The 25,977-nt window shown below is 51.8% G+C and carries 26 protein-coding genes; 9 read left to right on the top strand and 17 right to left on the bottom strand.

From position 1 onward, the window contains the following. The first annotated feature begins 27 nt into the window (after positions 1 to 27). The 6 genes from IPJ68_05640 (at position 28) to IPJ68_05665 (ending at position 6,726) form a co-directional block, all read left to right on the top strand. Positions 28 to 360 (top strand): hypothetical protein, encoded by a 333-nt coding sequence (locus IPJ68_05640; GenBank protein QQR78520.1) that lies wholly within the window; start codon positions 28 to 30, stop codon positions 358 to 360. Positions 361 to 379: 19 nt separating this feature from the next. Beyond that, the gene (locus IPJ68_05645) at positions 380 to 2,995 is read left to right on the top strand and encodes a ribonucleoside-diphosphate reductase subunit alpha (GenBank protein QQR78521.1); all 2,616 of its coding nucleotides are present in this window, start codon (positions 380 to 382) and stop codon (positions 2,993 to 2,995) included. A gap of 108 nt (positions 2,996 to 3,103) precedes the next feature. Then, the gene (locus tag IPJ68_05650) at positions 3,104 to 4,147 is read left to right on the top strand and encodes a ribonucleotide-diphosphate reductase subunit beta (protein ID QQR78522.1); all 1,044 of its coding nucleotides are present in this window, start codon (positions 3,104 to 3,106) and stop codon (positions 4,145 to 4,147) included. Between the two features lie 566 nt (positions 4,148 to 4,713). Beyond that, positions 4,714 to 5,547 (top strand): hypothetical protein, encoded by an 834-nt coding sequence (locus IPJ68_05655; GenBank protein QQR78523.1) that lies wholly within the window; start codon positions 4,714 to 4,716, stop codon positions 5,545 to 5,547. A 37-nt stretch (positions 5,548 to 5,584) separates the two neighbouring features. Continuing rightward, the gene (locus IPJ68_05660) at positions 5,585 to 5,848 is read left to right on the top strand and encodes a hypothetical protein (GenBank protein ID QQR78524.1); all 264 of its coding nucleotides are present in this window, start codon (positions 5,585 to 5,587) and stop codon (positions 5,846 to 5,848) included. Then, positions 5,845 to 6,726, top strand: a complete 882-nt coding sequence (locus IPJ68_05665; GenBank protein QQR78525.1) for a hypothetical protein — start codon at positions 5,845 to 5,847, stop codon at positions 6,724 to 6,726. Before IPJ68_05660 ends, IPJ68_05665 begins: the two co-directional genes overlap by 4 nt. On the opposite strand, the gene IPJ68_05670 is transcribed toward IPJ68_05665, so the two are convergent. The 9 genes from IPJ68_05670 to rpmH all read right to left on the bottom strand — a co-directional run bounded on the left by IPJ68_05670 (position 6,716) and on the right by rpmH (position 14,172). Next, positions 6,716 to 7,942 (bottom strand): O-antigen ligase family protein, encoded by a 1,227-nt coding sequence (locus IPJ68_05670; protein ID QQR78526.1) that lies wholly within the window; start codon positions 7,940 to 7,942, stop codon positions 6,716 to 6,718. The genes IPJ68_05665 and IPJ68_05670 overlap by 11 nt on opposite strands. Before the next feature lie 61 nt (positions 7,943 to 8,003). Continuing rightward, the gene (locus tag IPJ68_05675) at positions 8,004 to 9,278 is read right to left on the bottom strand and encodes an O-antigen ligase family protein (protein ID QQR78527.1); all 1,275 of its coding nucleotides are present in this window, start codon (positions 9,276 to 9,278) and stop codon (positions 8,004 to 8,006) included. Positions 9,279 to 9,289: 11 nt separating this feature from the next. Then, positions 9,290 to 10,084, bottom strand: coding sequence for a glycosyltransferase family 2 protein (locus IPJ68_05680; protein ID QQR78528.1), 795 nt, complete (start codon positions 10,082 to 10,084; stop codon positions 9,290 to 9,292). Then, complete coding sequence (locus IPJ68_05685) at positions 10,081 to 10,935, bottom strand: glycosyltransferase family 2 protein (protein ID QQR78529.1); 855 nt, start codon at positions 10,933 to 10,935, stop codon at positions 10,081 to 10,083. Before IPJ68_05685 ends, IPJ68_05680 begins: the two co-directional genes overlap by 4 nt. Before the next feature lie 3 nt (positions 10,936 to 10,938). Continuing rightward, complete coding sequence (locus IPJ68_05690; GenBank protein ID QQR78530.1) at positions 10,939 to 12,396, bottom strand: flippase; 1,458 nt, start codon at positions 12,394 to 12,396, stop codon at positions 10,939 to 10,941. A 10-nt stretch (positions 12,397 to 12,406) separates the two neighbouring features. Next, positions 12,407 to 12,907 (bottom strand): hypothetical protein, encoded by a 501-nt coding sequence (locus IPJ68_05695; GenBank protein QQR78531.1) that lies wholly within the window; start codon positions 12,905 to 12,907, stop codon positions 12,407 to 12,409. 15 nt (positions 12,908 to 12,922) lie between these two features. Beyond that, a complete protein-coding gene (locus IPJ68_05700) occupies positions 12,923 to 13,678 on the bottom strand; it encodes a YidC/Oxa1 family membrane protein insertase (protein QQR78532.1) in 756 nt (251 codons plus the stop codon). Positions 13,679 to 13,680: 2 nt separating this feature from the next. Next, entirely contained in the window at positions 13,681 to 14,028 is a 348-nt protein-coding gene (gene rnpA, locus IPJ68_05705; protein ID QQR78533.1) for a ribonuclease P protein component, read from the bottom strand. A 3-nt stretch (positions 14,029 to 14,031) separates the two neighbouring features. Beyond that, a complete protein-coding gene (rpmH, locus tag IPJ68_05710; protein QQR78534.1) occupies positions 14,032 to 14,172 on the bottom strand; it encodes a 50S ribosomal protein L34 in 141 nt (46 codons plus the stop codon). A gap of 228 nt (positions 14,173 to 14,400) precedes the next feature. Between rpmH and dnaA the strand changes: the two genes are divergently transcribed. The 3 genes from dnaA (at position 14,401) to IPJ68_05725 (ending at position 17,533) form a co-directional block, all read left to right on the top strand. Continuing rightward, positions 14,401 to 15,831, top strand: a complete 1,431-nt coding sequence (gene dnaA / locus IPJ68_05715; protein ID QQR78535.1) for a chromosomal replication initiator protein DnaA — start codon at positions 14,401 to 14,403, stop codon at positions 15,829 to 15,831. Positions 15,832 to 16,044: 213 nt separating this feature from the next. Continuing rightward, a complete protein-coding gene (gene dnaN, locus IPJ68_05720) occupies positions 16,045 to 17,175 on the top strand; it encodes a DNA polymerase III subunit beta (protein ID QQR78536.1) in 1,131 nt (376 codons plus the stop codon). Positions 17,176 to 17,236: 61 nt separating this feature from the next. Then, on the top strand, positions 17,237 to 17,533 hold the full coding sequence (locus tag IPJ68_05725) for a DUF721 domain-containing protein (GenBank protein ID QQR78537.1): 297 nt from the start codon (positions 17,237 to 17,239) through the stop codon (positions 17,531 to 17,533). Positions 17,534 to 17,749: 216 nt separating this feature from the next. Here the strand turns inward: IPJ68_05725 and IPJ68_05730 are convergent, their stop codons facing one another. The 8 genes from IPJ68_05730 to IPJ68_05765 all read right to left on the bottom strand — a co-directional run bounded on the left by IPJ68_05730 (position 17,750) and on the right by IPJ68_05765 (position 25,969). Further along, positions 17,750 to 20,341, bottom strand: coding sequence for a penicillin-binding protein (locus tag IPJ68_05730; protein ID QQR78538.1), 2,592 nt, complete (start codon positions 20,339 to 20,341; stop codon positions 17,750 to 17,752). Positions 20,342 to 20,405: 64 nt separating this feature from the next. Then, positions 20,406 to 21,377: a hypothetical protein gene (locus IPJ68_05735; GenBank protein QQR78539.1), complete on the bottom strand. Its 972-nt coding sequence runs from the start codon at positions 21,375 to 21,377 to the stop codon at positions 20,406 to 20,408. A 120-nt stretch (positions 21,378 to 21,497) separates the two neighbouring features. Continuing rightward, the gene (locus IPJ68_05740; GenBank protein ID QQR78540.1) at positions 21,498 to 21,824 is read right to left on the bottom strand and encodes a DUF1704 domain-containing protein; all 327 of its coding nucleotides are present in this window, start codon (positions 21,822 to 21,824) and stop codon (positions 21,498 to 21,500) included. Positions 21,825 to 21,938: 114 nt separating this feature from the next. Then, the gene (locus IPJ68_05745; protein QQR78541.1) at positions 21,939 to 22,517 is read right to left on the bottom strand and encodes a DUF1704 domain-containing protein; all 579 of its coding nucleotides are present in this window, start codon (positions 22,515 to 22,517) and stop codon (positions 21,939 to 21,941) included. Positions 22,518 to 22,544: 27 nt separating this feature from the next. Then, positions 22,545 to 22,817, bottom strand: a complete 273-nt coding sequence (locus IPJ68_05750; protein ID QQR78542.1) for a hypothetical protein — start codon at positions 22,815 to 22,817, stop codon at positions 22,545 to 22,547. 4 nt (positions 22,818 to 22,821) lie between these two features. Further along, positions 22,822 to 23,532: a ChbG/HpnK family deacetylase gene (locus IPJ68_05755; protein ID QQR78543.1), complete on the bottom strand. Its 711-nt coding sequence runs from the start codon at positions 23,530 to 23,532 to the stop codon at positions 22,822 to 22,824. Positions 23,533 to 23,554: 22 nt separating this feature from the next. Continuing rightward, positions 23,555 to 24,511: an ATP-grasp domain-containing protein gene (locus IPJ68_05760; protein QQR78544.1), complete on the bottom strand. Its 957-nt coding sequence runs from the start codon at positions 24,509 to 24,511 to the stop codon at positions 23,555 to 23,557. Between the two features lie 51 nt (positions 24,512 to 24,562). Beyond that, positions 24,563 to 25,969 carry a hypothetical protein gene (locus IPJ68_05765; protein QQR78545.1) on the bottom strand — a complete coding sequence of 469 codons (1,407 nt, stop codon included), beginning with the start codon at positions 25,967 to 25,969 and terminating at the stop codon, positions 24,563 to 24,565. Between the last annotated feature and the right edge of the window lie 8 nt (positions 25,970 to 25,977).

Consider the following 25,977-nt stretch of genomic DNA (forward strand, 5'->3'; position numbering starts at 1 on the left):
TCGATTACCTTCAGCATCCATAATTTTATGCCAAAAGAAAATTTCATTCCGCCCCAACAACCAGTACCAAACCCGTACGAAGTGGCCAAGGAGAATTTTGCAAGAATAGACGCAAATTCCTTTGAGGACATGCTCGACACACACAACCCGTATTCGGAAACGTTGCTTATCGAACCTGACGGGAAGTTTGCAAGGCTGCGGCAAGACGGGGTGCCGAAGTTTGTTGACGAAGATACTCCGGCCAGTCTCTACACCATGGCTCAAAGAGTGGAAACAAAATTCCCACACCTCAAGTTTACCTTCGATCGCGACCCCCAAGGAAAATGGATGAGATATACCGTCACTCGATCTCAGAAATAAGCAACGACAACACAAAAATATGGCCGTTGAGAAAATCCGCCGCCGCGATGGAGAAATCATCCCCTTTGATCGGGGTCGCATCGAACACGCGATCGAGCTCGCCTGTGATGCGATCGCTATCACTGACAAAGCCTTCATCCCGGCGGTCACCGATGCCGTCATCCAGGATATGGAGCGCGTCTATGGCGAGATATTTGTGAATCGGATTCCGACGGTCGAAGATGTACAAGATATCGTCGAGCGCGAGTTGGTCAAGGCCAATCACTTTGAGCTCGCCAAAGCGTATATCCTCTACCGACAGGAGCGCAAACAGGAGCGTGAGGAACGGCATGAGCGATTGGTCAGAGAATTCGAAGAAAAGACCCTAAAAGTCACTAAGTCAGACGGATCAAAGGAGTACTTCGATGTGAAGAAGTTGCGCACGGTCTTTGATCGCGCCGCAAAGGGCTATGAAGAAGAGTGTGGCTTTGAAGACCTAATGGACTCCTTCAAAAAGAATCTCGTCGATGACATCAAGACGTCTGATATCGAGAAGCTTCTCGTGAAAACCTGTATCGACCTCGTCACTGTCGAAAACATTGCCTGGCAAAATATCGCAGCCCGACTCCTCCTCGGTGGTCTCTACAAGAAAGCGATCAAGAACCGCGGCCTGGCGCAGAAAGACATCTACTCAGCGGTCGCCTACAAGGCCCACTTCGACGACTATATAAAGAAGGGTTTGTACTTCAAGAATTTCTACCAGCACTACACCCCAGAGGATATCCTCGAAGCGGGCAAGCACTTGTCCAAGGAATCCGACGAGGGCTATGAGTACACGACGATTGTCTCGTTCATCAAGCGCTACCTCCTCAATCCGAACAAGGTCGTCTACGAACTCCCTCAGGAGATGTATATGTCGGTTGCCCTTTTCCTCGCTATCCCCGAGACGAAAGAAAACCGCCTCGCTCTGGCGCTGAAGATCTACGAGCACTGCTCCAGACAGCGCATCTCGCTCGCGACCCCGACCCTCCTGAATGCGCGCACCAACTACAATCAACTCTCGAGCTGCTTCAAAATAAATGTCGATGATGATTTGCGTGGCATATACCATGCGGTCGAGAACATGGCACAGATTTCTAAGTTCGGTGGTGGTGTCGGCGTCTATCTCGGCAATATCCGATCACGTGGCGGATCAATCCGCGGTGTGAAGGGGATGTCGGGCGGCGTCAACCCATGGATCAAGGTCATCAATGATACGGCGGTCGCGGTTAACCAGCTCGGCAGCCGGCTCGGTGCGATCTCGGTCACACTCGATTTCTGGCACCTTGATATCCATGACTTCCTCGACCTGCAGACGGAAACGGGCGATATCCGTTCCAAGGCCTTTGACATTTTCCCCGCGGTTTCGGTACCCGATCTCTTCATGCGGCGCCTGCGTGATGGGCAGAGCTGGACCTTGTTCGACCCACATGAGATCAAAAAGCTCTACGGGAAATCACTTCAGGATCATTTTGACAAGGAATTCGAACACTTTTACGAAGAGCTCGAACGCGATGAACGTCTGACGATGAAAAAGGTAGTGGACGCCAAAGAGCTCTTCAAGAAATTCCTGAAAACCACCGTCGAGACCGGTATGCCGTATGTGTTCTTCCGTGATACGGTGAACCGACTCAATCCGAATAAGCATGCGGGTAATATCTATTCCACCCAGCTCTGCACTGAAATCTGCCAAAACACCTCTGCCTCAAAATTCGTCGAGGAGACTATCGAGGATGGGAAAATCATCCTCCGCTATGATCCGGGTGACCTGGTCGTTTGCAACCTTGCTTCCATCAATGTCGCAACAGTCCATGAACCAGCCGTCATCGCCGACACCTTTCCCGTCCTCATGCGCATCCTCGACAATGTCATCACGCTCAATTACTATCCGATCAAGGAAGCCGAACGGACCGCCAAGCGCTATCGCTCCGTCGGAGTCGGTTACCTCGGACTGGCCGAATACCTCGCCACCCGGAAGATCGCCTATGACAGTGAAGAAGCCCGCCTTGAAGTCGATCGGCTTTTCGAGCGGTATGCCTTCCACACCTATCGCGCCTCCGTCGACCTCGCAAAGGAGCGCGGACACTATGAGCTCTACCCCGGCAGTGAATACTCCAAAGGCAAGCTTCTGGGCCGTGACCTCGCCTGGTATGAGAAGAACACCCCGTTTGCAACCGAATGGCACCAGCTTTTCACCGACATGAAAGCCTCGGGGGTACGCTTCGCCTATCACACTGCCCCCGCGCCCAATACCTCGACCGCCGGTGTCGTCGGCACCACAGCAGCCCTCCTCCCGATCTACAAACGCTACTTCGTCGAGACCAATCTGTCGGCTCCGACGATCCGCGTCGCGCCAAAGCTCTCCAAGGACAACTTCTGGTTCTACAAGGAATATATCCACATGGATATGGCCGACGTCATCAGTATGATCGCGGTCGTCTACAAGTGGGTCGATCAGTCGATCAGTTTCGAATGGATGATCGATCCTGAGCGCGTCAGCCCCGCCCAACTCTATGGCTACTATCAGCAGGCTTGGGAGAAAGAGATCAAGACCGTCTACTATGTCCGTAGTCTCTCAGGGGAAGTAAAGGACGGTTGTGTCAGCTGCAGCGGCTAAAAGCACCCAATCACTAACAACCGACCATCCACAACAGCTACTTCTCTCAACTGAAAAACACCTGTTTCTTCGTTGAGAGTTGTCCGTTGTAGGTTGTAGGTAAAACATATGACTGAGCAACTCCAGCGTAATCCGCTTTTCAATCCCAAAGGGGACGATACGGTCGAGCATCGTACCATCATCAAGGGCGCGACGACCGGCCTCTTCAACCTGAATGCCGTCAAATACCCCTGGGCCAAGTCGCTCTATCAGGTGATGGTCGGCAATTTCTGGGTACCCGAAAAGGTCTCGGGATTGAAGGACGATGCCCGCACCTTCCACAGTGAGCTCACCGCGGAGGAACAGCGCGCCTACAAAGGCATCATCTCCTTCCTCACCTTTCTCGATTCGATTCAGACGGTCAATTTGCCCCACTTCTCAGACTATGTCACCTCGCCCGAGGTGAACCTCATCCTCTCCATTCAGACGTATCAGGAAGCGATTCACTCCCAATCCTACGCTACCATCCTCGAAACGGTCGTGGATTCGAAGGAACGCGACGAGATTTACTACTTCTGGCGCACCGACTCGGTCCTCCTCGAGCGCAATCGCTATATCGGACAGATCTATCAGGATTTCATCGATGACCCGTCGGACCAGACTTTCTTCCGCGGCATCGTGGCGAACTTCCTCCTCGAGTCCCTCTACTTCTACAATGGCTTTGCGTTCTTCGATACGCTCGTCGACCACATGAAGATGCTCGCGACCGGCCGGATGATCGCCTATATCCGCCGTGACGAATTGACCCATGTCACTATCTTTGCCAACCTCATTCGGGAAATCCGCAAAGAATTCCCCGCGCTCTATGATGAAGCACTTCTCAAAGAAATGATGACCGAGGCTGTCCGACAAGAGATCGACTGGTCCAAGCATATCCTGGGCAATCGCATCCCCGGCATCAATGGTGAGACGACCGAAGGCTACACGAAGTGGCTGGCCAATAACCGCCTGGCGATGCTGAATATCGACCCGCTCTACCCCGAGGCCGTGGTGAACCCCTACAAGCATCTCGACCGGCTCCAGGACCCCAATGCCGACAAGGGAAACTTCTTCGAGACCACCGTGGTCAACTATACCCAGTCCACGAGCATGAATGGCAGCTGGGACTTCTAGTCATGCTCGGCTGCCACTCCTTTCGCCTTTCAGCCCACTTCTTAGGAGTGGGCTTTCTGTTTCTCCAAGAAAACCGTGTATAATGGAGAGGAAAAGAAAAACCTATGAAAAAAAGTGTCGTGTTTTTTATCGTTTGGCCTGTAGTTTTCATTTTTGCCATTTCGTCTTTCGCAACGACTAAACCCGTTCATGCAGCAAATGTCGGAGAGGCATGTAATGTGAACATTGGGAACGCGGGTGTCGGAGTTTCACAAAGAAGCGGTATCTGCCGTGCTATCACGAGCACATCTGGTTGTCAGTCGGGCGAAGAAAACATCGCCATGGGTAACTGCACTCCAACGGCCATGGTCAACGGAGTCAATGTTGCTCTGAGGTGCTGTGGACCTCCTGTTGCTGCAACAACATGCACCGGGGCAGGTGGTGTCTGTTGGCCGTCTGGTACTTGTTCCAGTCCAGTCCCAGGAAATCCATCATGTTACCCCAGTAGCACAGAAGTGTGTTGTCAGCGCAGCGCCATCGCTGCCACACCAAGCGCGAATAGTTCCTTTACTGTCACAGGGGGTGACATGGCGAATTACCAGCTCCTCGAGCAAATTCCTGGGTCAAATGAGACGGTGGGACGGCTCGATACCTATCTGCGCGACATCTACATCTTTGCCTTTTGGGCGGTCGGCATTGCTGTCGTCTTCATGCTCACGATCGGTGGCTTCATGTACCTGACCTCGGCCGGCAACACCTCGCGTATGGAGAGTGCCAAGACGGTCATCTTTGACGCGATCCTTGGTCTCGTCCTCGCTCTCGTCGCCTGGCTCTTCCTCTATGTGATCAATCCGGACCTGGTGAATCTCAACTTGCGGGCGGTTTCCATCACTCCGATTTCTTCGACCGCCGCTCCAGCAGCCACGACACCGACAACTCCTGCTCCAGGTGGGTCAGTCCAGGCTCTCGCTCAACAAATCCGAGCAGGTGGAAACGGTATAACCCTCGCCGGATCAGGCAGCTGCAGCAGTGCAGCAGGTACAGTCAGTCCGAGCCTTTCGATGCAGCAGGCGGCCAACGGAACGCCAGTAACACGTTGTCAAAATGGCTGCCCAGGCACTGGACAATGTACACAAACAACCAGTCTGAATAGCGCACTCCTCAGTGCCATGCTCCAAGTTGCTCAGCGATACCCCTTCGTTGTTGTCAGTATCACGGGAGGAAGCCATTCTCCCAACAGTGACCATTATGCCGGACGAGCAATCGATATCTCCACCGGAAATAAAGCCGATTGGCCAGCCATTGTTACCGCCTTTGAAAATGCCGGCGCCAATCGAGGCCAGACTGCCTGTGATAACAGTGGGACACTGCTCCCATCCAGTCGTTGCAACGAAGCCAATCATATTCATGTTGCCTTCTAGGGCAACAGACAAGCCTCTGTTTTCTGTTTTTCCAACCATGAAAAAGCTGTTCATCATCTCCGGTTCGTTTTTTCTCCTCGTCCTCGTTTTCCTCGCGGTCTACAATTTTGCGTTCCGGCACAACAACACCAATCCGATCGCTGATCCGGCGAAAAAAGAAGAGGTGGAGAAAAACGCGAGGCAGAAAGCGAAGCCGTCACGCGGTCTGTTACGTTCCAGCAGATCGTCCCCGAGAGCGTCATCCAGCCAGTTGCTGGTGAGAACAGCCTCTTCTACTATTCCCCCCGTGACAATGCCTTGAAAGAAGTGAGTCTCGATGGCAAGCAAACAACAGTCCGCCTGGCTAGATTACCAGGAACGCCGGCACGTATCGTCTGGTCGCCGAACCGGGCCAAAGCGATGTTGCTCGTGAAAGGGGCGGCTGGCGACTTGTGGTACTATGCCGACCTCCGCAACCAAATCATCACACCACTTAAAAAAGAGATGTCGCGTCTCTCCTGGACCAGCCTGGGTGATCGCATTTTTTACCAGTTCACCGATCCCGTGAGTGGTCTGCGCTCGCTCAATATCTCACTTCCTGACGGCTCAAACTGGGACAAGCTCGCCGATCTCGGCACCGAGGATCACTTCATCGCAGCCATCCCACAATCGAGTGTCATCGCCCTCTGGCCCAAGACGGACGGGAATCGCGAGAGTGCGCTAGAGATCATCAATATCAATGGTGAGAACCGCCGCACCATCCTCACCGGACGCTTTGGTACGGACTTCCTCTGGTCGCCCGATAGCCAACATATCCTGGTCCAGAGTGTGATCGAACGAGGGGGGCATACACTCGAGCTTGGGCTGACCGACGAAAATGGTGGCTCGTACCGAAACCTGTCTGCTCCGACGCTCGTCTCGAAAATCGCCTGGTCGAAAGATCATGAGACTTTTTACTATGCGCTCCCGGGTACCTTCCCAGCGGATGTTGTCCTACCGAATGACTACTTCGCCAAGCCCCTCCACACGACTGACACGTTCTGGAAGATGAATATCCGAACTGGAAAAAAGGAACGACTCGTTCCGCTCGAGGAAATGACGGAGGCTTTCGACGCGACCGATGTCTTTCTCGCCCCGACCGAGACCGACCTGTACTTCACCGACCATCTCTCCGGCAAGCTCTACCGCATCACGCTCTGATTCGAAATGCTGCCACAGTTAGCCCGAGCGTCCCCCAAACGGCCAAAGCAAGGTCGTTTTTCATATACGGCGTATCGACGAGTCCGTAGACGAGGTAGAAAGAAAGTAGCGCTACCCCCAGCGCTCCAACGGCAGGAATAGACCCTGACCCCTGCGACCAGGACTGCGGTTTCAAAGCCGCGAGTGCGATGACTGACACACACCCGAGCAAGCCAATGAGAGCGAGTACTCCACCCTCGATGAGGAAGTGAAGGTAGAGATTGTGTGGTGTCGGTACGGCCCACTCGAGATAGGGCGGGAAATATGACTGGTAGGCGAGGTACGTCTCTTGGAAGCGCCCCGTGCCGATACCCCAGGGAAAGGAATCAGCCGCAATCTGCCCCGCTGATCGCCAAATCATAATCCGGGAAGCAAGCGAAGAACGTTCACTGCCCGAAAGTATCGCCTGAAACTTCTCCGATCCACTTTCCTGTACAAAGAACCCTCCGACCACTAAGACAGCGAGAAGGAGCGTGAGTAATGCCGGCCGCACAGATAGTCTCCCGATACCCACAAATACAACCACGGCGACGCAGAGGGCCAACCAAGCGGCATACGAATGTGTTGCCCAGAGGACCGGCAGTATGAAGATGAGACCAAGGATACTCAACCACTGAGCTGTTCTCTCGGTACGAGACTGGAAAAAATAGAGCGAGAGCAACACTCCTGGAGCTACGAGCATCGCGAGATAGTTCGGGGACAGATAAGGCCCGGCGAGCCGTCCATCATAGAGCTGCCAGCCCGCACTGAACGCACTGAGTGCGGCGACTGAGGCTGCGAGGAGGCCGAGTAACCAGGCGAGTGTAAATCGTTCAAGCCACTCTTTCGTCTCACCAAAAACAAGAATGAGGGCGGAAAAAACTACAGGGAGGATATAGAAGCTCTTGATGGCTCCCCAGCCAGAAAGCGTATGCGGGTTGAGGAAAAAAGCAGACAAAATACCCACTAGAAAAAGTGCGGCCCAGAGAACAAGTGCCTGCCTTTCCAGAGCAATCACGACAAACCGCGTTCTCAACCAGCCCCACCCCATGAGTGGAGCAGCCGCCACCGCAAAGAGAAGCGCCGCCTCGGACCAATACAGCCCGGTTCCGAAGACTCGCAGATGGGCCACTGGAAACAGGATAAAGACCAGAAACAGGCACCAACGGGGGATATCGGCGTATCGTCCCGGGGGCACAGTACCCGAGAGAGTAGATAAGAGAGAAGGCATGGCTCTATTCTATCAGCTATCAGGTATATCACGCCTGTCGATCGCCCGGCTGTTTCAGTGAGGCAGCGAGGACGAATGCGAGCATGAGAACGAGGGTGACATGTACGGAATACAGCGCGGTCTCGAAGAGTGAATGGGTCAGATAGAGGACAAAGAGGGCCACCAATGCTGGAGCCAGTGGATCGCTGTGCCTGGCACAGAACGCTTGGCGGAGAGCGTACAAGTATATGGCGAGAAATAGCATCAGTCCTAGGATGCCGATTTCGAGGGCAATATCAAGATAGAGATTGTGTGCGTAGAATGGGGCGTGGGTGTCGAGCATCGGCCGAGCAACGACGATATAATTCCCCAGTCCAGTACCGAGAAGAGGCCGATCAAGGATATATCCCAGGGCTTCCTGCCAGAGGACAATCCGCTCTGTACTGGACGCATCCGCCAGAGTGAAGCTCGAGCCGAAGCGCGAGAGTACTGGCTGCCCCAGAAGGGAAACAGCCAGAAAACTGAGAAATAACGCCCCGCCCACTCCCTTTTTCATACTTACTGAAAAGTCCTTCCAACTCAGAAAGAGAAAGATGAGCCATCCACTCAGAAGCCCTATATAACCGCCTCGAGAAAACGTAAGGATATCGGCCAGGAACAACACTGTGGCCATCCCAAAATACCTCCGCAGACCACTCTGCCGAGCCATTCCCAATGCCAATAATCCGCTCATACCAAAGAAATAGGCGGCAACATGCGGATCGGGAAAAAAGGCTGTTACTCGCAGAACCGTCTCACCGCTGACATTCACCAAGAGGCTCGGGTAGCTCGCGACCAATGCGCCGAGTTCTCTTCCCAGGAAAAACGGCAGTATCTGCTCGACCAGAAAGTGGAATACCTCACCCGCTCCCAGAAAGAATTGGGTTGCAAAAATAATTAGTCCTATCGAGGCCACACCCGTCGCACCGAAAAGCAGGGCCTGGATGAGGCGAATGCTGTACCGTGGTTCTTTCCAACTGAGGTCATACCAGACAAAAACAAGCGGCAGGAAATTGAAAAGAAAGGCTATTTTCGGAACGGCCAGATCTGCTCGCATTGCCCAAAGACTTGAAAACAACGCGATACCGAGAAATGAGAAGAGAGCACCCGTGAAAAGTAGTGTGGGCAATCGCCAGACTCGCCGGAAAAAAACCTGAGCGAGGAATATGACCACTATCAGCGCCGCCATGACACGGGCGAGGGGGATATCGCCGAGAGCGCCCAAGGGTAGGACAAACTGAAAGGAAAGCGTCGCAAGGAGAATGAAGGAGAGCCAAGCAATCATACGGGTGCCGGTCAGAAAATACGGAAACACTTGTGGGTGACCGCCAGCAGAAATTGTTCATGCCTCGGACGCCATTTCTTGAAGTAATGCCTTTGGCCAGCATAGTACGCCTGTTTTTTCGCCCCGATACTCTTGTGACTGCGGCCACCTGCATGCTGGAAGATGATGAAGGGGTACATCCCGACCCAGGCACCACCATCGGTGGCCCGCCGGGCGAGATCGACGTCTTCGAAGTAGAGAAAATATGATGAATCGAAACCGCCGAGCGAAAGAAAAAAATCCCGACGAATCGCAAATGCCGCACCCGATACCCAGTCTACTTTTGAAATGGCCGTCGCCTGCCATGGCTGACTGAGCAGGGCAGGAAGCATGTTAGCAAAGAGAATGCGCCACAGATTCGGGAACTGGCCCGCGCTCCAGCGCTCCCGGATGCCGCTTGCTTGGACCAATGCCATACCATAGAACGCTCTCGGCCGAAACTCAAAGGCCCGCATCAGTCCTTGGAAATTTGCCCGCCGAAGCTGCGTATCGGGGTTAATAAAAAAAAGGACTTCTCCCGTAGCCAACCGACTGCCGACATTATTTGCCCCACCGAAGCCAAGATTCCGCTCCTGATGCACGATGCAAAGATCTGGGAAAGACTGTGCCATCCCGTCGAGGAGCGTCCTTTCTGTCGGATCATTGTTGATGATGATGTATTCGGCCAATATCTGCGAGTCTGCAACCGAACGCAGTGATACCAGTGACTGCCCGAGGAGGTCAGCACTCTGGAAATTCACAAAGATGAATGAGATGGCGGGTTTCATAACGAAACATCAGTATACGCCCGTTTCACCTCGTCAGCCACTGGTCGTGGGCGATATCGGACTTCGACCCAGTTCTTCAGCTGGCGGAGGACGAGAACACAGCGCACCCACAGCCACCACAACCCTCGGCTCTCGCGCAGGAAGAATTCGACACCTGAACGCACCAGCCAATAGGTCTTGGTAGGGTTCTCACGGCTTTCCTCGGAATGAGAGACCCGAGCCTCGGGTATGACCCAGAGCTTGAGGCCCGCGCGCGCAGCCTGGAGCGAATAAGCCGCATCCTCGTAATAGAGAAAGTAGCGTTCATCCAAGAGCCCGATTGAAGCCATCGCCTCTCGCGGAATAAACAGGGCACAACCCGTAAGAAAGCCCGTTTCATAAGGGGTGTGTTCTGAGATAAATGACTGTTCATGTTTCGTCCGCATCCGGAAGAAATCAATCCGCCCACCCGCAAACCATGGTGTTTGCTGCTCAGTGGTGATTATCGCTGGTGAGAACAAGGCTCGGCCGCCACACTCTGTCAGGGCCTGCTTCAGCTGACCAAGGGCATCGGGCGCAACAGAAGCATCGTTGTTCAAGAGCCAAAACGCATCAAACTCTCCATGCTCAAGCATTTGCCGGATACCGAAATTCATACCCGCCGCAAACCCGCCGTTCGCCTCAGTGCGTATCACTTCGACCCATGGGTAGCGGCTGCGCATCGCCGCCATGAGCGTTTCTTCGTGACCATTGTCAACAATCAGCACTCGATCCTGTGGACCAATCGCCAGCTCAAGCGAGGCGAGGCAGCGAGGAAGCACCTGCTCGCCTCGGTAATTTAAGACGATGACAGCAACTGACAGGGGCGACATAGCCTAGACAGATACAGATTCGAAGCGTTCATCTTTAGTTCCTTCCTTATCGCTGAAAATACTCATCACCTCGAGCGACGTCACCGCGCGAGTCAGCCACAAGAGCACTCCATAAGAAACACCCGCCAAGAGCAGTCTCACAATGAAGGGGAGTGCGGCAGAAAGGACCAGCACCACTGCCATGACTGCAGCCGAAAGGAAAATTCTGGGCAACCGATCTGGTTTCGGGAAAAAACCGAGCGTGCGGTACGTAATCACTCCCGAGAGGATGACGACCAAAGCTTCTGTGGTCGCAGATGAGACGGCTGCCCCGAAGTAAGAGAACTCTCGAATCAAAATGAGATTCAACGAGACATTTACCACAGCGACCAAGGTAAGTGCCTTCAAGAGCCGCTTCTGTGCATTACCGACGAGGATCAGCATGTTGAAGTAGTGTCCGAAAAAGATACCCGCGAGAGAAAAGATGAGGATGCGGAGCACATCAGCCGAGACCTCAAACCCGCCGCCGCTCACCACCGCGACGATCTCGGGCGCAAGGATGAGCGTCGCGATAATAATCGGCAGGACAATGGCGATGAAGACCTTGGCGGTCTTGTCAGCGATCTCTCGAAAGAGGATAGGATCAGCCTGGTGGGCGCGTGACAGGAGTGGGAGGATGAGACCGACGAGCATGGCCGGGAAGAAAATCAGGTTCTCCATAATTTTGTAGGCAACATTGTAGATACCGACATGCGCCGCGGGTTGGAGAAGTGAGAGGATGATCGTATCGAGCTTGAAATACGCGAAGGTAATAATCGCGGTCAAGCCGAGTGGCCAAGCATCGTGCATGAAACGCTTCCAAAAGGGGGCGTCCCAAGAAAAATGAAACTGTAAAAATTTTCGTGAAAGAAAAAGCTCGACGGCTGCATTGAAAAACATCGTAAACAAGACCGCACTCACAATCGCAAGAAAGCCGAGATCAAAACGGACAGCGAGATAGACGAGTACGAACTGGAGGATCTTCCCCACGAATTCCACCATCGCCACCCGATCCATCGCGAGCCGTTTCTGGAAAATACCATTGAGAAGCGTGCTGAATTGGGCGAAGAGGAGCGCGACGGTGATAACCACCACTCCACCCTTGACCGATGCGCTGTAGTGGAACCAGAAGAGAATCAGTGGAGCGATAATGATAATCAAGGCGCTCATGAGAACGCGAAGGGATGCGACTTTTCCGAAAAACTCCGCCTCATCCACCGTCGGCTTGGCAATTTCCCGAGCCGTGATATTGGCAAGCCCCAGGTCACCAATGGCCCCAAAAAAAGCGAAAAAGGCGAGTACGGTGGCATATTCTCCGAAGCCTTCCTGTCCGAGATAGCCAGTGATGAGCCGGATGGAGAGCAGCGCAATAAAAACCGTCGACGTCACTTTGAGCGCCGAATTGAAGACGACATTGTAGGCGATTTTTCTGGCCAGAGCCATGGGAGAACGCTTAAAGCACTGGTTCCTCACCTGCCATCTCAGGCTTTTGCCGAATAAGAATTTTCCGTTCCTCACCTGAACCGACACTTTCCGTCATGACGGTCGGATGGGACGCGAGGAGATGATGGATCAGCTTGCGCTCGAATGAAAGCATGGGCCGCAGAGTCACCGGGAGACCCGTCTCCTCGACTTCCTTCACTGCAGCCATTGCCTCTCGCTCGAGAAATCCCTTCTTCTCTTCGAAATACCGATTGACGTCGAGACTGAGAATGCCATTTTTCGGCATCTCTCTGCGGACCGCAAGCTTCACGAGGTGTAAAAGTGCCGCCACATTCGCGCCATGCTGACCGATAAGGAGGTTTTGACCTTCCTGGAGGGTAATTTCACAATGATACCGGATGAGATCATTAGCAACCATTTCCTCACCTGTCTTTACCTCCGCCGCGAAACCGATCCGCTGCAACAGATCTTTGACGGTATCGTTGAGATAATTACGGAAAGGCTGCTCCATAGAGACGTTGGGGGATTAACGAGGGGTAATAATCGGCGCTTTCTGATGGGTAAAAATCCATTTTTGCTGAAGCCAGGCCAGGAGCGTTGAAACGAACCAATAGAGCGAGAGAGCAGCTGGAAACTGGAAACTGAAGAAAAATACCAGTGCCGGACCGAGATACAACATCTGTTTCCCCATTATAGCAGCCATGTCGGGCATGTCGTTACCTTCCTTGGCCTCTTTTTTCACCGTCAAGGCAGTGGTCTGAGGCAAAATCATCTTGGTTTGGAAGTACTGAGCCAAGGCGGCCAGCGCGCCGAGCACCGGACTGGCCTTCACCATATCCAAAAACCCGAAGGCAATATGCTTGATCTCCCCTGGATTGGGCACAAAAGAGTACACATCGGCCCCATTGACCACGAGTCCATTGGAATTAATACCGATGATAATCCGATAGAAAGTGATGAAAAACACGAGTTGGATAATGAGGGGAAGACAGCCAGCAAAGGGATTAACCTTATTTTCCTTATAACAAGCCATAATCGCCTTCGTCTGTTCTGCCTTGTCTGATTTGTACTTCTCTTGAATCGCCTTCAGTTTCGGCTGAATCTCTTGCATCCGCTTCTGTTGCTCGATCTGCATCCGAGAAAGTGAGAAAAAAGCCGCCTTGATAAGGATAGTACTCAATACAATCGCAATTCCGAAGTCTTGAATAGGCAAGCCGGCATAGAAAAAAATCACCGCATTATATAGGGGTTGATAGATAACGATGTGGAAGATGTCTGCCATAGCTATTTTTTCTCTTTATTAAGCCTTTCTACTAAGCTCTGAAGCTCTTTTTTCAACTGTGCATACTTCACCGACCCTAAAAATGGCTTATTGAAGAGGATGACGATATCGGTCGCTTTCGGCAAAAGCGGTGTCAACTCCCTCATTATGGCACTTCCTTTCCGCTTCAGGAAATTCCGTGTTGCTGACCGAGGAAAGACCTTTTGCTTAAAGGCAAAGCCGACTCGGGCTTCAGTCAGAACTGTCGGACGAAAAAAAAGGCCGATTTCTGAACCAAAAATAGCCTTTCTTGAGCGAAAAACGGCCTCAAAACCGCCCTTCCCTCGCAAACGAAGGCGTTTTGGAAGCATAGCCTAAACAGACAACTTCTTCCGTCCTTGGCGCCGACGGCGCGTTATAACCGCTTGGCCGCCCTTTTCACTCATGCGTTTCAGAAAACCGTGACGACGAGCGCGGCGGCGTTTTTTCGGCTGATAGGTGCGTTTTGTAGCCATAGGATAGAAAAAATATGTGTAGTCCAATTTTATTTTAAACAAGGGAAAAAGTCAACCTGGCTTATCCATACACGTTAGTAACCTAGGCCCTTGGAAATTCATTGGAAAAGTCGTGGACTTCTTTTATCCGGATTGATTATTCACAGCTTCTCCACAATTTATGCACGTTCGACCATCGATCGTGAACCTCCGGCATGATATAATCCGGTTTACTTGCAACCCACCACCATGACAAATGAGGATCTTTGGAAAGCTGCTCTAGGACAGATTGAACTTTCCCTTTCAAAAGCCAATTTTATTACCTGGTTTAAAAATACGTCTATTCTTTCGATGGAAAATGGGCGCGTTGTGATTGGCGTTCCGAATGGATTTGCAAAAGAGTGGCTTGAAAATAAGTATAATCTATACATCATAAAGGCTCTGAAAAGCCTCGCTCCGGAAATCCAGGATATAAAGTGCTCCATTGCACCCAATAGCCATCGAAAAAATGGACCAGAAACCTTTGTTAAGTCGATGGATGGAGCACGCCCCTCTTCCATTGTTCAGCCGGAGAGCCCGCTCCCAAGCGGCTTTTCGAGAAAAAGAATCGCAGAAAAACCCGTATTGACCGCACCAAGCGGAGAAATCTTCCGCAGCAACCTTAACACTCGTTACACATTCGAGAATTTCATTGTCGCAGAGAATAATGAGTTGGCTCGAGCGGCCTGCTTTGCTATTTCTCAAAACTTGGGACACTTGTATAACCCACTCTTCATCTACGGAGGGGTCGGCCTAGGGAAAACCCATCTTCTCCAAGCCCTAGGGAATGAAATCGCCGCTAAACAACCGGAAAAAAGAGTGAAATACATCACTTCGGAACGCTTTACGAGCGAGCTGGTCGAATCCATCAAGAATCAGACGGTCGATCAGTTCAAAGCCGCCTATGAACACATCGACCTTCTCATCATCGACGATGTCCAATTCCTGTCTGGCCGAGAGAAAACCCAGAGTGAATTCTTCCACATTTTCAATGCCCTGTATCAGCTCAATAAGCAAATAGTCATTTCCAGCGACCGGACACCGAAGGCAATACCCACCCTTGAGGAGCGTCTCCGTTCCCGGTTCGAAGGCGGAATGATTGCCGATATCAGCCGACCGAGCCTCGAGACACGTGCGGCCATCTTGGAAACAAAGGCTCAAGAGAAGGGTGTTATCATCGATTCCGCCTCAATCCACTTCATCGCAGAGCACGTGAAGGAAAATGTCCGAGAACTCGAGGGTGCCCTCGCTCGCGTGAGTGCCTACAGTGAATTCCAAAAAGTCCCGATTGGTCTTTCTTTGGTTCAAAAAGCACTTTCAGATATGCTCGTCCAAACGAAAAAATCAGTTAAATTGGATGATATTGTTAAAATAGTGAGTGATTTTTATGGTGTACCTGTCGAAGAAATGGTGAAAAAGGGACGGAAGAAGGAAGTGGCTCACCCACGGCAAGTCGCTATGTATCTCCTTCGCACTGAACTCGATACGCCTTTTTCCACAATCGGGGACTTCTTCGGCGGGCGGGATCATACTACTGTTCTCCATGCTGTAGACAAAATCACAAAAAATCGTGAATCGACGCTCCGGATACGAGAAGAGATTGCTTCTTTAAAAGAAAAACTTCAGGTCGCGCCTGTATAAACCCTGGATAACGCTGTATTTCTCTCACCGACTCTGTTGATAAATAAATATTCTAGTGGATTACGTAGTGAAAACGAAACAAACCCTACATTTTCATCCACATACTTTCTCACAATATTTCGCTTATCCAACACTTTCTATTCACTTTCCCACATATACAGAGCCGTAATAACAACAATACTCTATATAAATCTAATTTAAAGATTACCTGCTATGAAACTCAGCTGCACTCAAGAAAATCTCCGTGTCGCTCTCTCTTCCCTCGAACGTGTTGTTGGGAAACAAAGTACCTTGCCGATACTCAGTAATATCCTTTTGGAAACAGAGAGGGGGCAACTACGGCTTTCAGCGACCAATCTAGAAATTGGAGTTATTACTTCGATTGGAGCAAAGATTGAAGCAGAAGGGAAGATTACACTCCCAGCAAAATTACTAATAAATTTCATCCAGAATCTCGCTTTAGACCAAGTGGTGAGTATTGAGCAGATTGGGACGCAGGTTGTGCTGGAAAGTGGAAATTATACCGTTAAAATCAATGGTTTAGACGGGAAGGACTTTCCGATTATCCCAGAGCGGACAGAAGGAAGAATTTTTTCAATCGAGGCAGATGCTTTACGTCAGGGTCTTCAAAAGACGCTGTTCTGTGTTTCTTTAAATGAAAGTCGGGCAGAACTTACTGGGGTTCTTTTAGGATTTAGGGATGGGGTGTTGATTCTTACCGCAACCGATAGTTTTCGATTGGCTGAATGGCGGATGAAGGAAAAAATCGAGGGTGATATCAACTCCCTCGAATCGAGCCAAGCATCAGTCATTATCCCGGCCTATACGCTTCAAGAAGTGCTTCGGGTCATGTCTCAGAATGCCGGTCGTGTGAGTGTGGCACTCGAGGAGAATCAGATATTTTTTGAAATCGGGAGTACTCGGATTGTTTCCCGTCTCATTAATGGGAAGTTTCCCGAATATCAAGCCATTATTCCAAAACAATTTTCAACTGAGATTGTTCTTCAGCAGGATGAATTCCAGCGGGCATTGAAGATCGCCACATCCTTTTCAGCATACAGTTCTGGGGAGGTTGTATTTCGGTTGAATCCTGAGGAAAGTAGGCTCGAAATCCAATCCCAATCCCAGGGTATTGGTGAACAAGTTGCTAAGATCCCGTATGAAGGCGAGCTTTTGGAGCCACTACAAATCGTCTTCAATCCGCGCTATATTCTCGAAGGAGCGTCCATCCTTACGGGAAGCCAGATACGGATCGCTTTGAATTCTTCCTCGACGCCCGTCCGAATCTCTTCGGATATCGAACAGGAGGGGTATATTTACATCGTCATGCCGATCAGGAAATGATGAATTATCCCCAGATAATTGGGTGCCCGAAGCTGAGATCACGTGTCGAGACAGTTACCCTATGCGTCCACTGAAGGAATATATCGGTAAACGGAGCGGGGCATCGTCTCAGGCGCCGCTCGATGACAAAACGGTTTATTTTCTCTTTCGGAAAATCATCCAGGAAGAGTACGGTACGCGTGGTGTGGCTGAGCTTGAGCCGGTGGCATTTTCGGATGGGGTGCTGTCGATAAAATCAAACAACCCGCTGTATTCGAGCGAGCTGTGGATCCGGCGTGAGACGATTATTGGTAGGATGAATACCGCGCTCGAGCAAGATGCCATTCAAGAGCTCCGCCTCGTCCGTTACGCGCCTTAGTATCTCGCTCGCTTCCCATGTCGAGAAAATACTCGAATTTTCGAGAGAAAAAGCTTGAAATATGAGAAGGCTATCTGGATAGCCTGGCGGGTGCTGAGAGGTTTGCTCGTCCGAAACGTCCCGCGGAGGTAGTGTGGGCGGGTAGTCGAAAGCGGAATAGTTTATAAGACAGGTGCTTGTTCCCGTTCTCTATCAACACTGAAATAAGAGAGATATTTAGTAGGCGACCGAAACAGACCCGTCCGCGCTTGTCGTATTGCCATTCTTGTCCTCGAGCGTGACTTTAACGTCGATGGTCGAGTTATTCTGGCTGGCGGGGATGGAATAGGTTATTGAATAAGGCTTTTCGCTCCGTTCGCCAATGGTGTCCCCTTCGACGGAGAAGGTGAGTTTGGAAACCCCATAGGGAGCATTTACCCCCGCGCTGATCGTGAGTGCGCTCGAGTTGGTCGAGCTCGGAAGGCTGAGACTGACGGAGGGTTGGTATTTTTTGAAGTCATCCGCGCTACAATCTTTCTCTGGCGGCTCTTCGGCGATGACGCCCTTCTGCTTCTTGTACCATTCCTTCACTGCCTTTTCCCAATTCTTGTACTGACTATCTTTCTCTGGCTTATCCGGCTGGTCACCACGGGGGTCATCACGCTTCACATAATGGAGGATGTCGTGTGGTTCAACAAAATCCTTTTTCTCTGATTTGCCGTCCGGACAGTATTTATTAGCAATGCAATACTTATTATCTTCACCCGGTATCTCACAGACCTTCAAATCCTTCTTGTCTTCAAGTTCGCCCCCGAGCATCGGTTTATCGATAGATTCTTTTTCGTATTTCGGGAAGCGTTCAGTCGCGTAGTTGGTCAGCGTTTGGTCCAAAAAGGCTCGCCAAATCGGCGCGGCGACATTCACCCCATCCGCTCCAGCAACCATCGGGCTGTTGTTATTATTCCCGGCCCAGACGCCAACTGCGAGCGAGGGGGTGAAACCAATCGTCCAGCCATCGCGGAATTCATTCGTCGTGCCGGTCTTGGCTGCGACGTCGCGCTGGTCAAAGCGAAGCGGGCTGTTTTCGCCGAAAACGGGTGCGCGGTAGTCATTGGTGGACATGATATGTTCGAGCATGGTCACGTATTTCTCATCCACGACTCGCTCACCGGGGCCACCTTGAAATTCTTCCAAGACCGTCCCCTTGGCATCTTCAATCCTCAAGATGACTGCCAACGGATGCTTCACTCCACCCGTAGCGAGCGTTGAGAACGCGTGGACATGATCGAGAAGCCGGACTTCACCACCACCCAAGACAAGTGAGAGGCCGAGTCGATCAGGATTGTCGAGTCCCTGGATGCCGAGACGCTTCGCGGTGTCGATGGCAGTATTCACCCCCGCGAGGTAGAGTGTCTTCACGGCGGGGATATTCAGCGACTGAGCGAGGGACTGGGCCATAGACAACGGCCCGTGAAATTTTCCGTCGTAGTTCTGAGGCTTGTAGCTTTTGCCATCATCCGTGTCGAAATCCGTCTCGACATCGTATAGGAGTGTCTCGGGGATGTATCCTTTAGTGAAGGCGGTCAGATAGACATATGGCTTGAATGAAGATCCTGGCTGACGGGGAGCGGTTGTCACATTGAAGTTCGCCTCAAAGAGACAGGTTTTCCCAGCGATACAGTTGGCAGGCTCGGATGCCCCAAAGTAATCCTTGGAACCAACCATAGAGAGGAGCTGGCCGGTCTTGGGGTCGATAGCGACGAGGGCGGCATTGGCGGCTTTCCAACGCTTATTTTTTTCCGCTCCCGAGCGGACAGCCTCTTCAGCAATCATTTGCTTGTCCCAGTCGAGGGTAGTCGTGACTCGATATCCACCTTCTTCGACCGCCCGGTCGCCATACTTCTCTTGGAGGTAGTCCTTGATATACATGACAAAGTGCGGCGCTGCGATGATATCTTTTTGGGGAGCTATCTTCCCGAGTGTGTCAGCATTGATCGCCTCTTCAGCCTGCTCAGCCGTGATATAGCCGAGATTAGCCATTTGCTGGAGTGCATACGTCTGTCGGCCCGAGAGGGCTTCGGTGTGAGACCCATAGGGTGAATAATACGTGGTCGCCTGGGGGAGCGCCGCGAGAAGCGCTGCTTCGTCGAGGCCGAGCTCGCTAGCGGGCTTGCCGAAGAATGTTTCCGCAGCCGCTTCGATCCCGTAAGCATTTGATCCGTAGGGGATTTCATTGAGGTACATTTCGAGAATTTCATCCTTTGAGTACTTGGTCTCGAGTTCGAGTGCGAGGATGACCTCCTTCACCTTTCGCGACAAAGCCTTCTCATTCGAGAGAAGTGTGTTCTTCACGAGCTGCTGAGTGATCGTGGATCCGCCCTGGGACTTGTCGAGGGTGATAATGTCTTTCAAGATCGCTCGGGCGATAGATGAGAGCTTGATACCGTAGTGATGGTAGAAGTCTTGGTCTTCGAGCGAAATGGTCGCGTACTTCACGACGTCGGGCATATCCGAAAAGGGGATAACCGTGCGTTTCTCTTCCCCGTGGACTTCATAGAGGAGGTGGGTGCCGGATCGGTCGTAAATCTTGGTCGATTCAGCGACGAAGCGATCACGGACATTGCCGGGGCTCGGCAGGTCTTTGGCGATGTAGAGAAAGAGTCCGACGATAGCTACAAACCCGACCCCGCTGGCGATGGCCACAGCGAGCCAGATTTTCTTCCAGGGCCAGGGTGTTTTGGGACTCGGATTCATACCGACAATTTCAATCGCCGGTCGGCGACGGAAACTGGGCCGTGGAAAATTGAATTTATGGCTGAAATAAAGCATAATTCAACAATGAGTGTGCCTCATTTATAGCACAGGATGGCGGTCTTTCCAAGGAAGGGAATCACTATCGGATACCAAAGTAACGTCGGAGGATCTCTTCCGCGGCATCGAAATCTGGGCGCCCAGCTGCTCCCTGGTGCAGCGAGAGGTCAGGCCCACCGTTTATCTCGATGATGACGCCACCGGTATCCGTGAGGGGCTGGCTGATGTCTTCAGTGATGACATCAATACCGGCGATATTTAGGTGGATAGCTTTGGCGGCCGCCAGAAAAAGTTTCTTATTGGCTGGGTGTAATCGGTCGGTTGCGTCGATCGCTGTTCCACCATGTGAGATAGGCGCAGCGAGGTAGAGTGTGACTACGCGTCCAGCTTCCGGGATAAACTCGAGTACCAGTTCCTGCTCAGCCAGGATGTGCGTGAGCTCTGGCTTGATCGGTATGGGGTAACACCCTGAGCTGGGCTGGATGGAAGCATTATGGTGCTCGATGAGGGTCAGAATAGTATCGCGCCCATTCCCATTGAGAGTCGGGGGGATGAATTCGGCGACTGCGAGCACCTGGTCTTCAAAAACAAGCACCCGGTACTCCTTGCCTCGGATCTTCTTTTCCGCTACGACGTAGCTGAATTCCTTCTTGATGGCCTGAAAAGCTGCTTGCGCTTCGGTAAGTGACTGGAGTGAACCATAGACACCTTTGCCGACGGTGGACCCTAGGGGCTTGAGCAGGATGTCTCCATGGTGCTTGGTATAAAATTGCTCCAAGGATGCTGGGTCTTCGATCAGGAGTTGGTTAGTCGTCGGTATATTGTTTTGGCGGAGGATTTCGTTGGTGGTTGCTTTGTCAGCCGCGATTTTCATCCCGATATAAGAGGTGGAGAGGACCGTTGCTCCAAGCGTGAAGAGCTCTTTCCTGCCATCTGTAATTCGGTAGACAAATCGGCGAGTAGAAGTGTCCCCCTTGATAGAGGCATGTCGAACCGTCGAGAGCCCGAGTCGTTTTGCGGCCTGAGCGAAGCCAAATTTTTTTGTGGTTGACATAAGGATTCCCTACCAGGGGTAAAAAAACGCCATCGAGAGGCGTGGAAGAATGGACATGAGCGGGACACTGAAGGTACGATGACCCGTCATTTATACCACAGAATAGCGGTGGTGTAAAGGCTACTCTTTCACATTGAGCTTTTCGAGGTCAGCATCGGTAATGCCGAGCTGGTCGAGCACCCAGATGTGGCGAGGGTTAGACGGGTCATATTTTCCGACATTCCAACGTTGCATCTCGGGAATTTTTTTGTAAAGTGTTTCCCAGATGGCGATATTCCCTTCGCGATAGATAATGTCTTTAGTGAAGCAAGCCCCGGGAGTTTTGCTATCAGTACCTCGAAAAGTCCGGACCGTACGTCCCCAGGCGGTATTCGCTGCCCTCTTCTCTGATTCAGCAGAATCAATCCCTCTGGAGAGGTTTTTGATGAAGTAGTAACGGAAAAGCATATCATAGGTTCCATGGAAATCTCGGGGATGCCCGTCAAGTCCTGATGCGAGACTGATAGCAAAGTGGCCGTCAAAGCCCGAGTAGTTGTCGGCCTCACCTGAGAGGGCCTGTTCTCAGAGGGTTGCGATCCCTTCTTCACCACCTTCGTAGCGATCAAGTCCCAGTCCGAGGAGTTTGAGCTTGGTACGTTCGCCATTGAGTCGCCTCGCGGTGTGGGTTCCGATCTCATGTGCGATCAGTTCCCTGAGCTCCTTAGTCGTCATGTTTCGTCCGGGTGGTACCTGGACCACTTTTTTCTCCTGGTTTACACTAATTCCAGTTCGTTTCGGATCAATGACGGCAATCCATCCTTCGGCTGATAGGGACTCAAGGGCCGACCCAAAAGCTGCGCGTATCTCTTCGTCGGATAATTTCTCAGGAACATCAGGGATGTTTAGGATATTTCCAAGGTCATGCTCGGTCTGACTCTTTACAACCGGTAGAATCGATTTATCCGGCCCATCAATCGTTGAGACATCGTTTGCTTCCGGGAGATCATCGAGCAGGCTGGAGACCGCCTGTTGGACTAGAGAGTCTCTGTTCTGAGTGGCGATATCCCCGAGCTCCCTGCGGACTTGTTGCAGGGTATAATTGAAAACTTCCATCGAAGGCTTGCCGTAGATAAATTCTGAGTAACGTCGGAACCTCCGCATATCGCCGACCACTGCTGCAAGAAGCAATCAATTCTCAGCGATCTTCTCATTCAGTCGCCAGCGATAAACGTTTTTTACTACCTCGTTCTTTTCACTCGAGAGGATTTTTTCTTTCAGGTCGAGCAACTCACTGTCTTTGGCGAGTAATGTTCCTGCTTCGAGCCGGGGATAGTCTAGGTCAGGATTCTCTTTTTCTCCAGAGAGGAATGATTCTTTTTCCTTGGCGCGCGCAGCACTATCGCCATCAGGGTATTCGTATGCTTGGAAAGCTCCAATTTCTTCGAAACGGGAATACCACATCTTATCAAGCGTTGATGGCTTGGCTGCGGACTCTTTTTTTAAGTTCAACTGAGGTGGTTGTTCGAGCATGGGAGTCTGGACTAGTGATATCAGTATAGCTCACCAGCTGAAACCCACGGACAAGTTTTCTGAAGTGAGTACTGTGGAGGATGTGCAGTTCCTGTTCGCGCTCCTCATTGTATCGGTAGCGGCAACGTATATCGTGGTAGCCAGGGTGCACGACGAGTTCGGAAACGGGTAATTTTTTCGTCTGAGCAACTCTTTCGGCAAGCACAGGAAGCCGAGACGGATGCCAAGAGATGAAATTGTCTGGAGTTATGACACCAGATTTTTTTAAGACTACTCGGTCCTCAGTCAGGCGCGATCGGACGGGAAGGCCAAAATGTTTGGCGGCACGGATGACATGGCCGAGATTCTTCGGTGTGAGGTGCTGATGCTGGTGACCATCGATGTAGGCGGGCAGACGATCGAAACGTTTCATGAAACGTTTAATCTGCGAAACAATTTCTTTGTAGGTCGACTCTGATCCAAGTTCGAGATGCAGGCCGAGGGGAATCCTGAGTCTGAGGAGTTCCGACTTCCGGATATATTTCCGCTTGATCATGACTGAGATGCCGGTAATGAGTCCGGCGTTCGCAGTTTCGAGCAGACCCTGATTGAAGCGCGGAGACATCCCGTAATCATCGGCGGTGATGATGAGTTTCGGGCGTCCCATATGCACTATCTCATGGAGTGGTTTACTCGAGCGTGAGCTTTTCTTTGAAGACCCGGAGAAGTTCTTGGTACATTTTCTCCATACTCGGCTTTTCTTCCGGAGTAAAGTAGAGGCCGGGCATCGAATTCAGTTCGACTACCCAAGGACTCCCGGTAGTGTCAAACATGATATCGATGGTGAAAATTTTCGGGTGGAAGGACTCAAAGATATCCTTCGCGTGCTCGACAATCGGCGCAACGGAGCGAGGGATTTGTCTGTGGGGGACGATGGAGAGCTGGCCGCCCTGCGCCAGATTGGCGAGGAAACTACCCTCCTTGGGCTCGCGAATATACGCATAGATAATTTTTTCGTTCACCATGACGAGACGCAGATCATGCATGCGGCTGGATACACCTGGGACACCCCGTGATGAATCGATAAATTCTTGAAGGATATGCGTGCCGTGGAAAGAGATTCCGGAGGCATTTTTCTTCGGGAAGACTTGTACACCGATGCCGCCGCTTTCCGTCACGGGCTTGAGGACGGCTGTTGCTGTCCGGATATGCTTCAGAGCCGCTTTGAGTTCTATCGGGTTCCGCACGATGAAGTTCTTCTTGCTCCACTTCGAAAAGAGCAGGCCGACAACGAACTTATCATCGATGATACGTGTGAAATCGAGGTCATTGATGAATGTATAGTGCTGAGCAATGAGGTCCTTCTTGTGATACACCTCGAGCCGAGCTTTCGTCTTGTCGTAAATCAGATCGGGCTTGATGTTTGAGACTCGCGACCACTGGCCGCCCGCCCCTTCGTAAATCCAGGCGTACTTGAAGACCTGGTTCTTGTAGTCATACCACTCATAGGAGGCTCGATACATTTGGACCCCGCTCGCTTTGCAAAGATCGTAGAAAAATTCGTAGGAGTACTGATAGTCTTTATTATCAAAAGGCCGACTTTTCCGCCAACTACTTTTCCCAAAGAGGATGAGCACTTTTTTCATACAGGTACCCTAAGGATTATGTTTGAATATTGCAGTTGAAAGTTCGCATCGCTATTTGGTGACATCCACCAAGAACTTCCCCAGATTCCTCCGGCCGATGATTGCCCGGTACTGGAGAGCGGTCCGATCGACCACACTCGGACGCGCCTCGATCTCCTCTTTATCGATGATGAGCTTGAGCGGTATCTTGGGGCGCACACTCATGCCGTTTGAAGCATAGATGCAGAGGATGTCGACGAGATCAGGGTGTTTGCCGATATGTTCGCCTCGAAGTTTTTCCTCGAACGCCCGTGCCTCGTCGCGATCGTCAAACTGAGGGATTGGAATGGTGTCGAAATATGCGAGCACATCACTATATCCGAGTTCCTCAGCAAGCGTGCGGTCGATGGCCGAGGAGTCGGCGCCGGTGTCGATCTTCGCTTCGACCTCGATTTCTTTCCCATCCTTGCCAATAAGTTTCACTTTTTCAACCGAGCCGATGACACGTTTGCCGGAGAGGCCCTCGATGTTCTCTTCGATCTCACCGCCAAAGAGATTCATGCCGACGCGGACGCCGTGGTCGACACTCTTGATCTTTACACCCTTCACTCGCTCGAGCCGTTCCTTCAGCCCTGCCATGTTGGCGAGCTGGATGGAGAGTCCGGGCCGGGCATTCAGCTCGAGGATCACTGGCCCTGCGTCGCGATCGATGGCGACATCCGCCCCGAGGAAACCGAGACCAGAAATCTCTTGGGCTTTGACTGCCATGGTGAGGATGTCTTTCCAGCGCGGGATCTTGAGTCCAGAGAGCAGGAGCCGTGTCTCGGGGACATACTCGATAAGCCGCCCCTTGCCGACGATTGCACTCGTGGTCGTACCATTGGCCATGTCGACACCGACGCCAATCGCACCCAGTTGTAGGTTCGCTTTGCCGCCGGAGTCTTTGGTTGGCAGGCGGAGCATGGCCATAACGGGAACACGGTTGAAGACAATGATGCGGATGTCGGGGATGCCCTTCCAGGTGTACGGTTTGAAGAGTTTCAGGAGTTTCAATCGCTCCTCGAAGAAGGCAATATCGGGCTTATTGGAAAGTGAGAAGGTCCCGTCGAGGATGTTCTCGATATGGCTTTTCAAGTCGGCGATCGTGATGACGCTCCCATCGGCCTTCACCCAGGCGTCAATGCGGCCTTTTTTCCGTGCGTAGACGACGATGATGCCTTCGCCACCGAACCCACGATTGGGCTTTAGTGCAAAGCTGTCAGGGAGCATCTGCCAATCGAAGCGCTCGAGCTCGCTCGGCGAGCTAATCTTCGCGATGAGTTTCGAGACGGGGAGACCGTTTTTCTTCAGGGCCACTTTGCACTTCAATTTCTGATCAGCCAAACGGCGTCCGCGGGCGTGATTGTAGGGTCGGACATAATCCAAATTGCGGGCGTTCATCCCGAGGAGTGTGCGGCTGTGCGCGTACCAAGAAAGCATAGGAGGGA

The organism is Candidatus Moraniibacteriota bacterium (genome assembly GCA_016699425.1).
GTDB lineage: Bacteria > Patescibacteriota > Minisyncoccia > Moranbacterales > UBA1568 > SSEF01.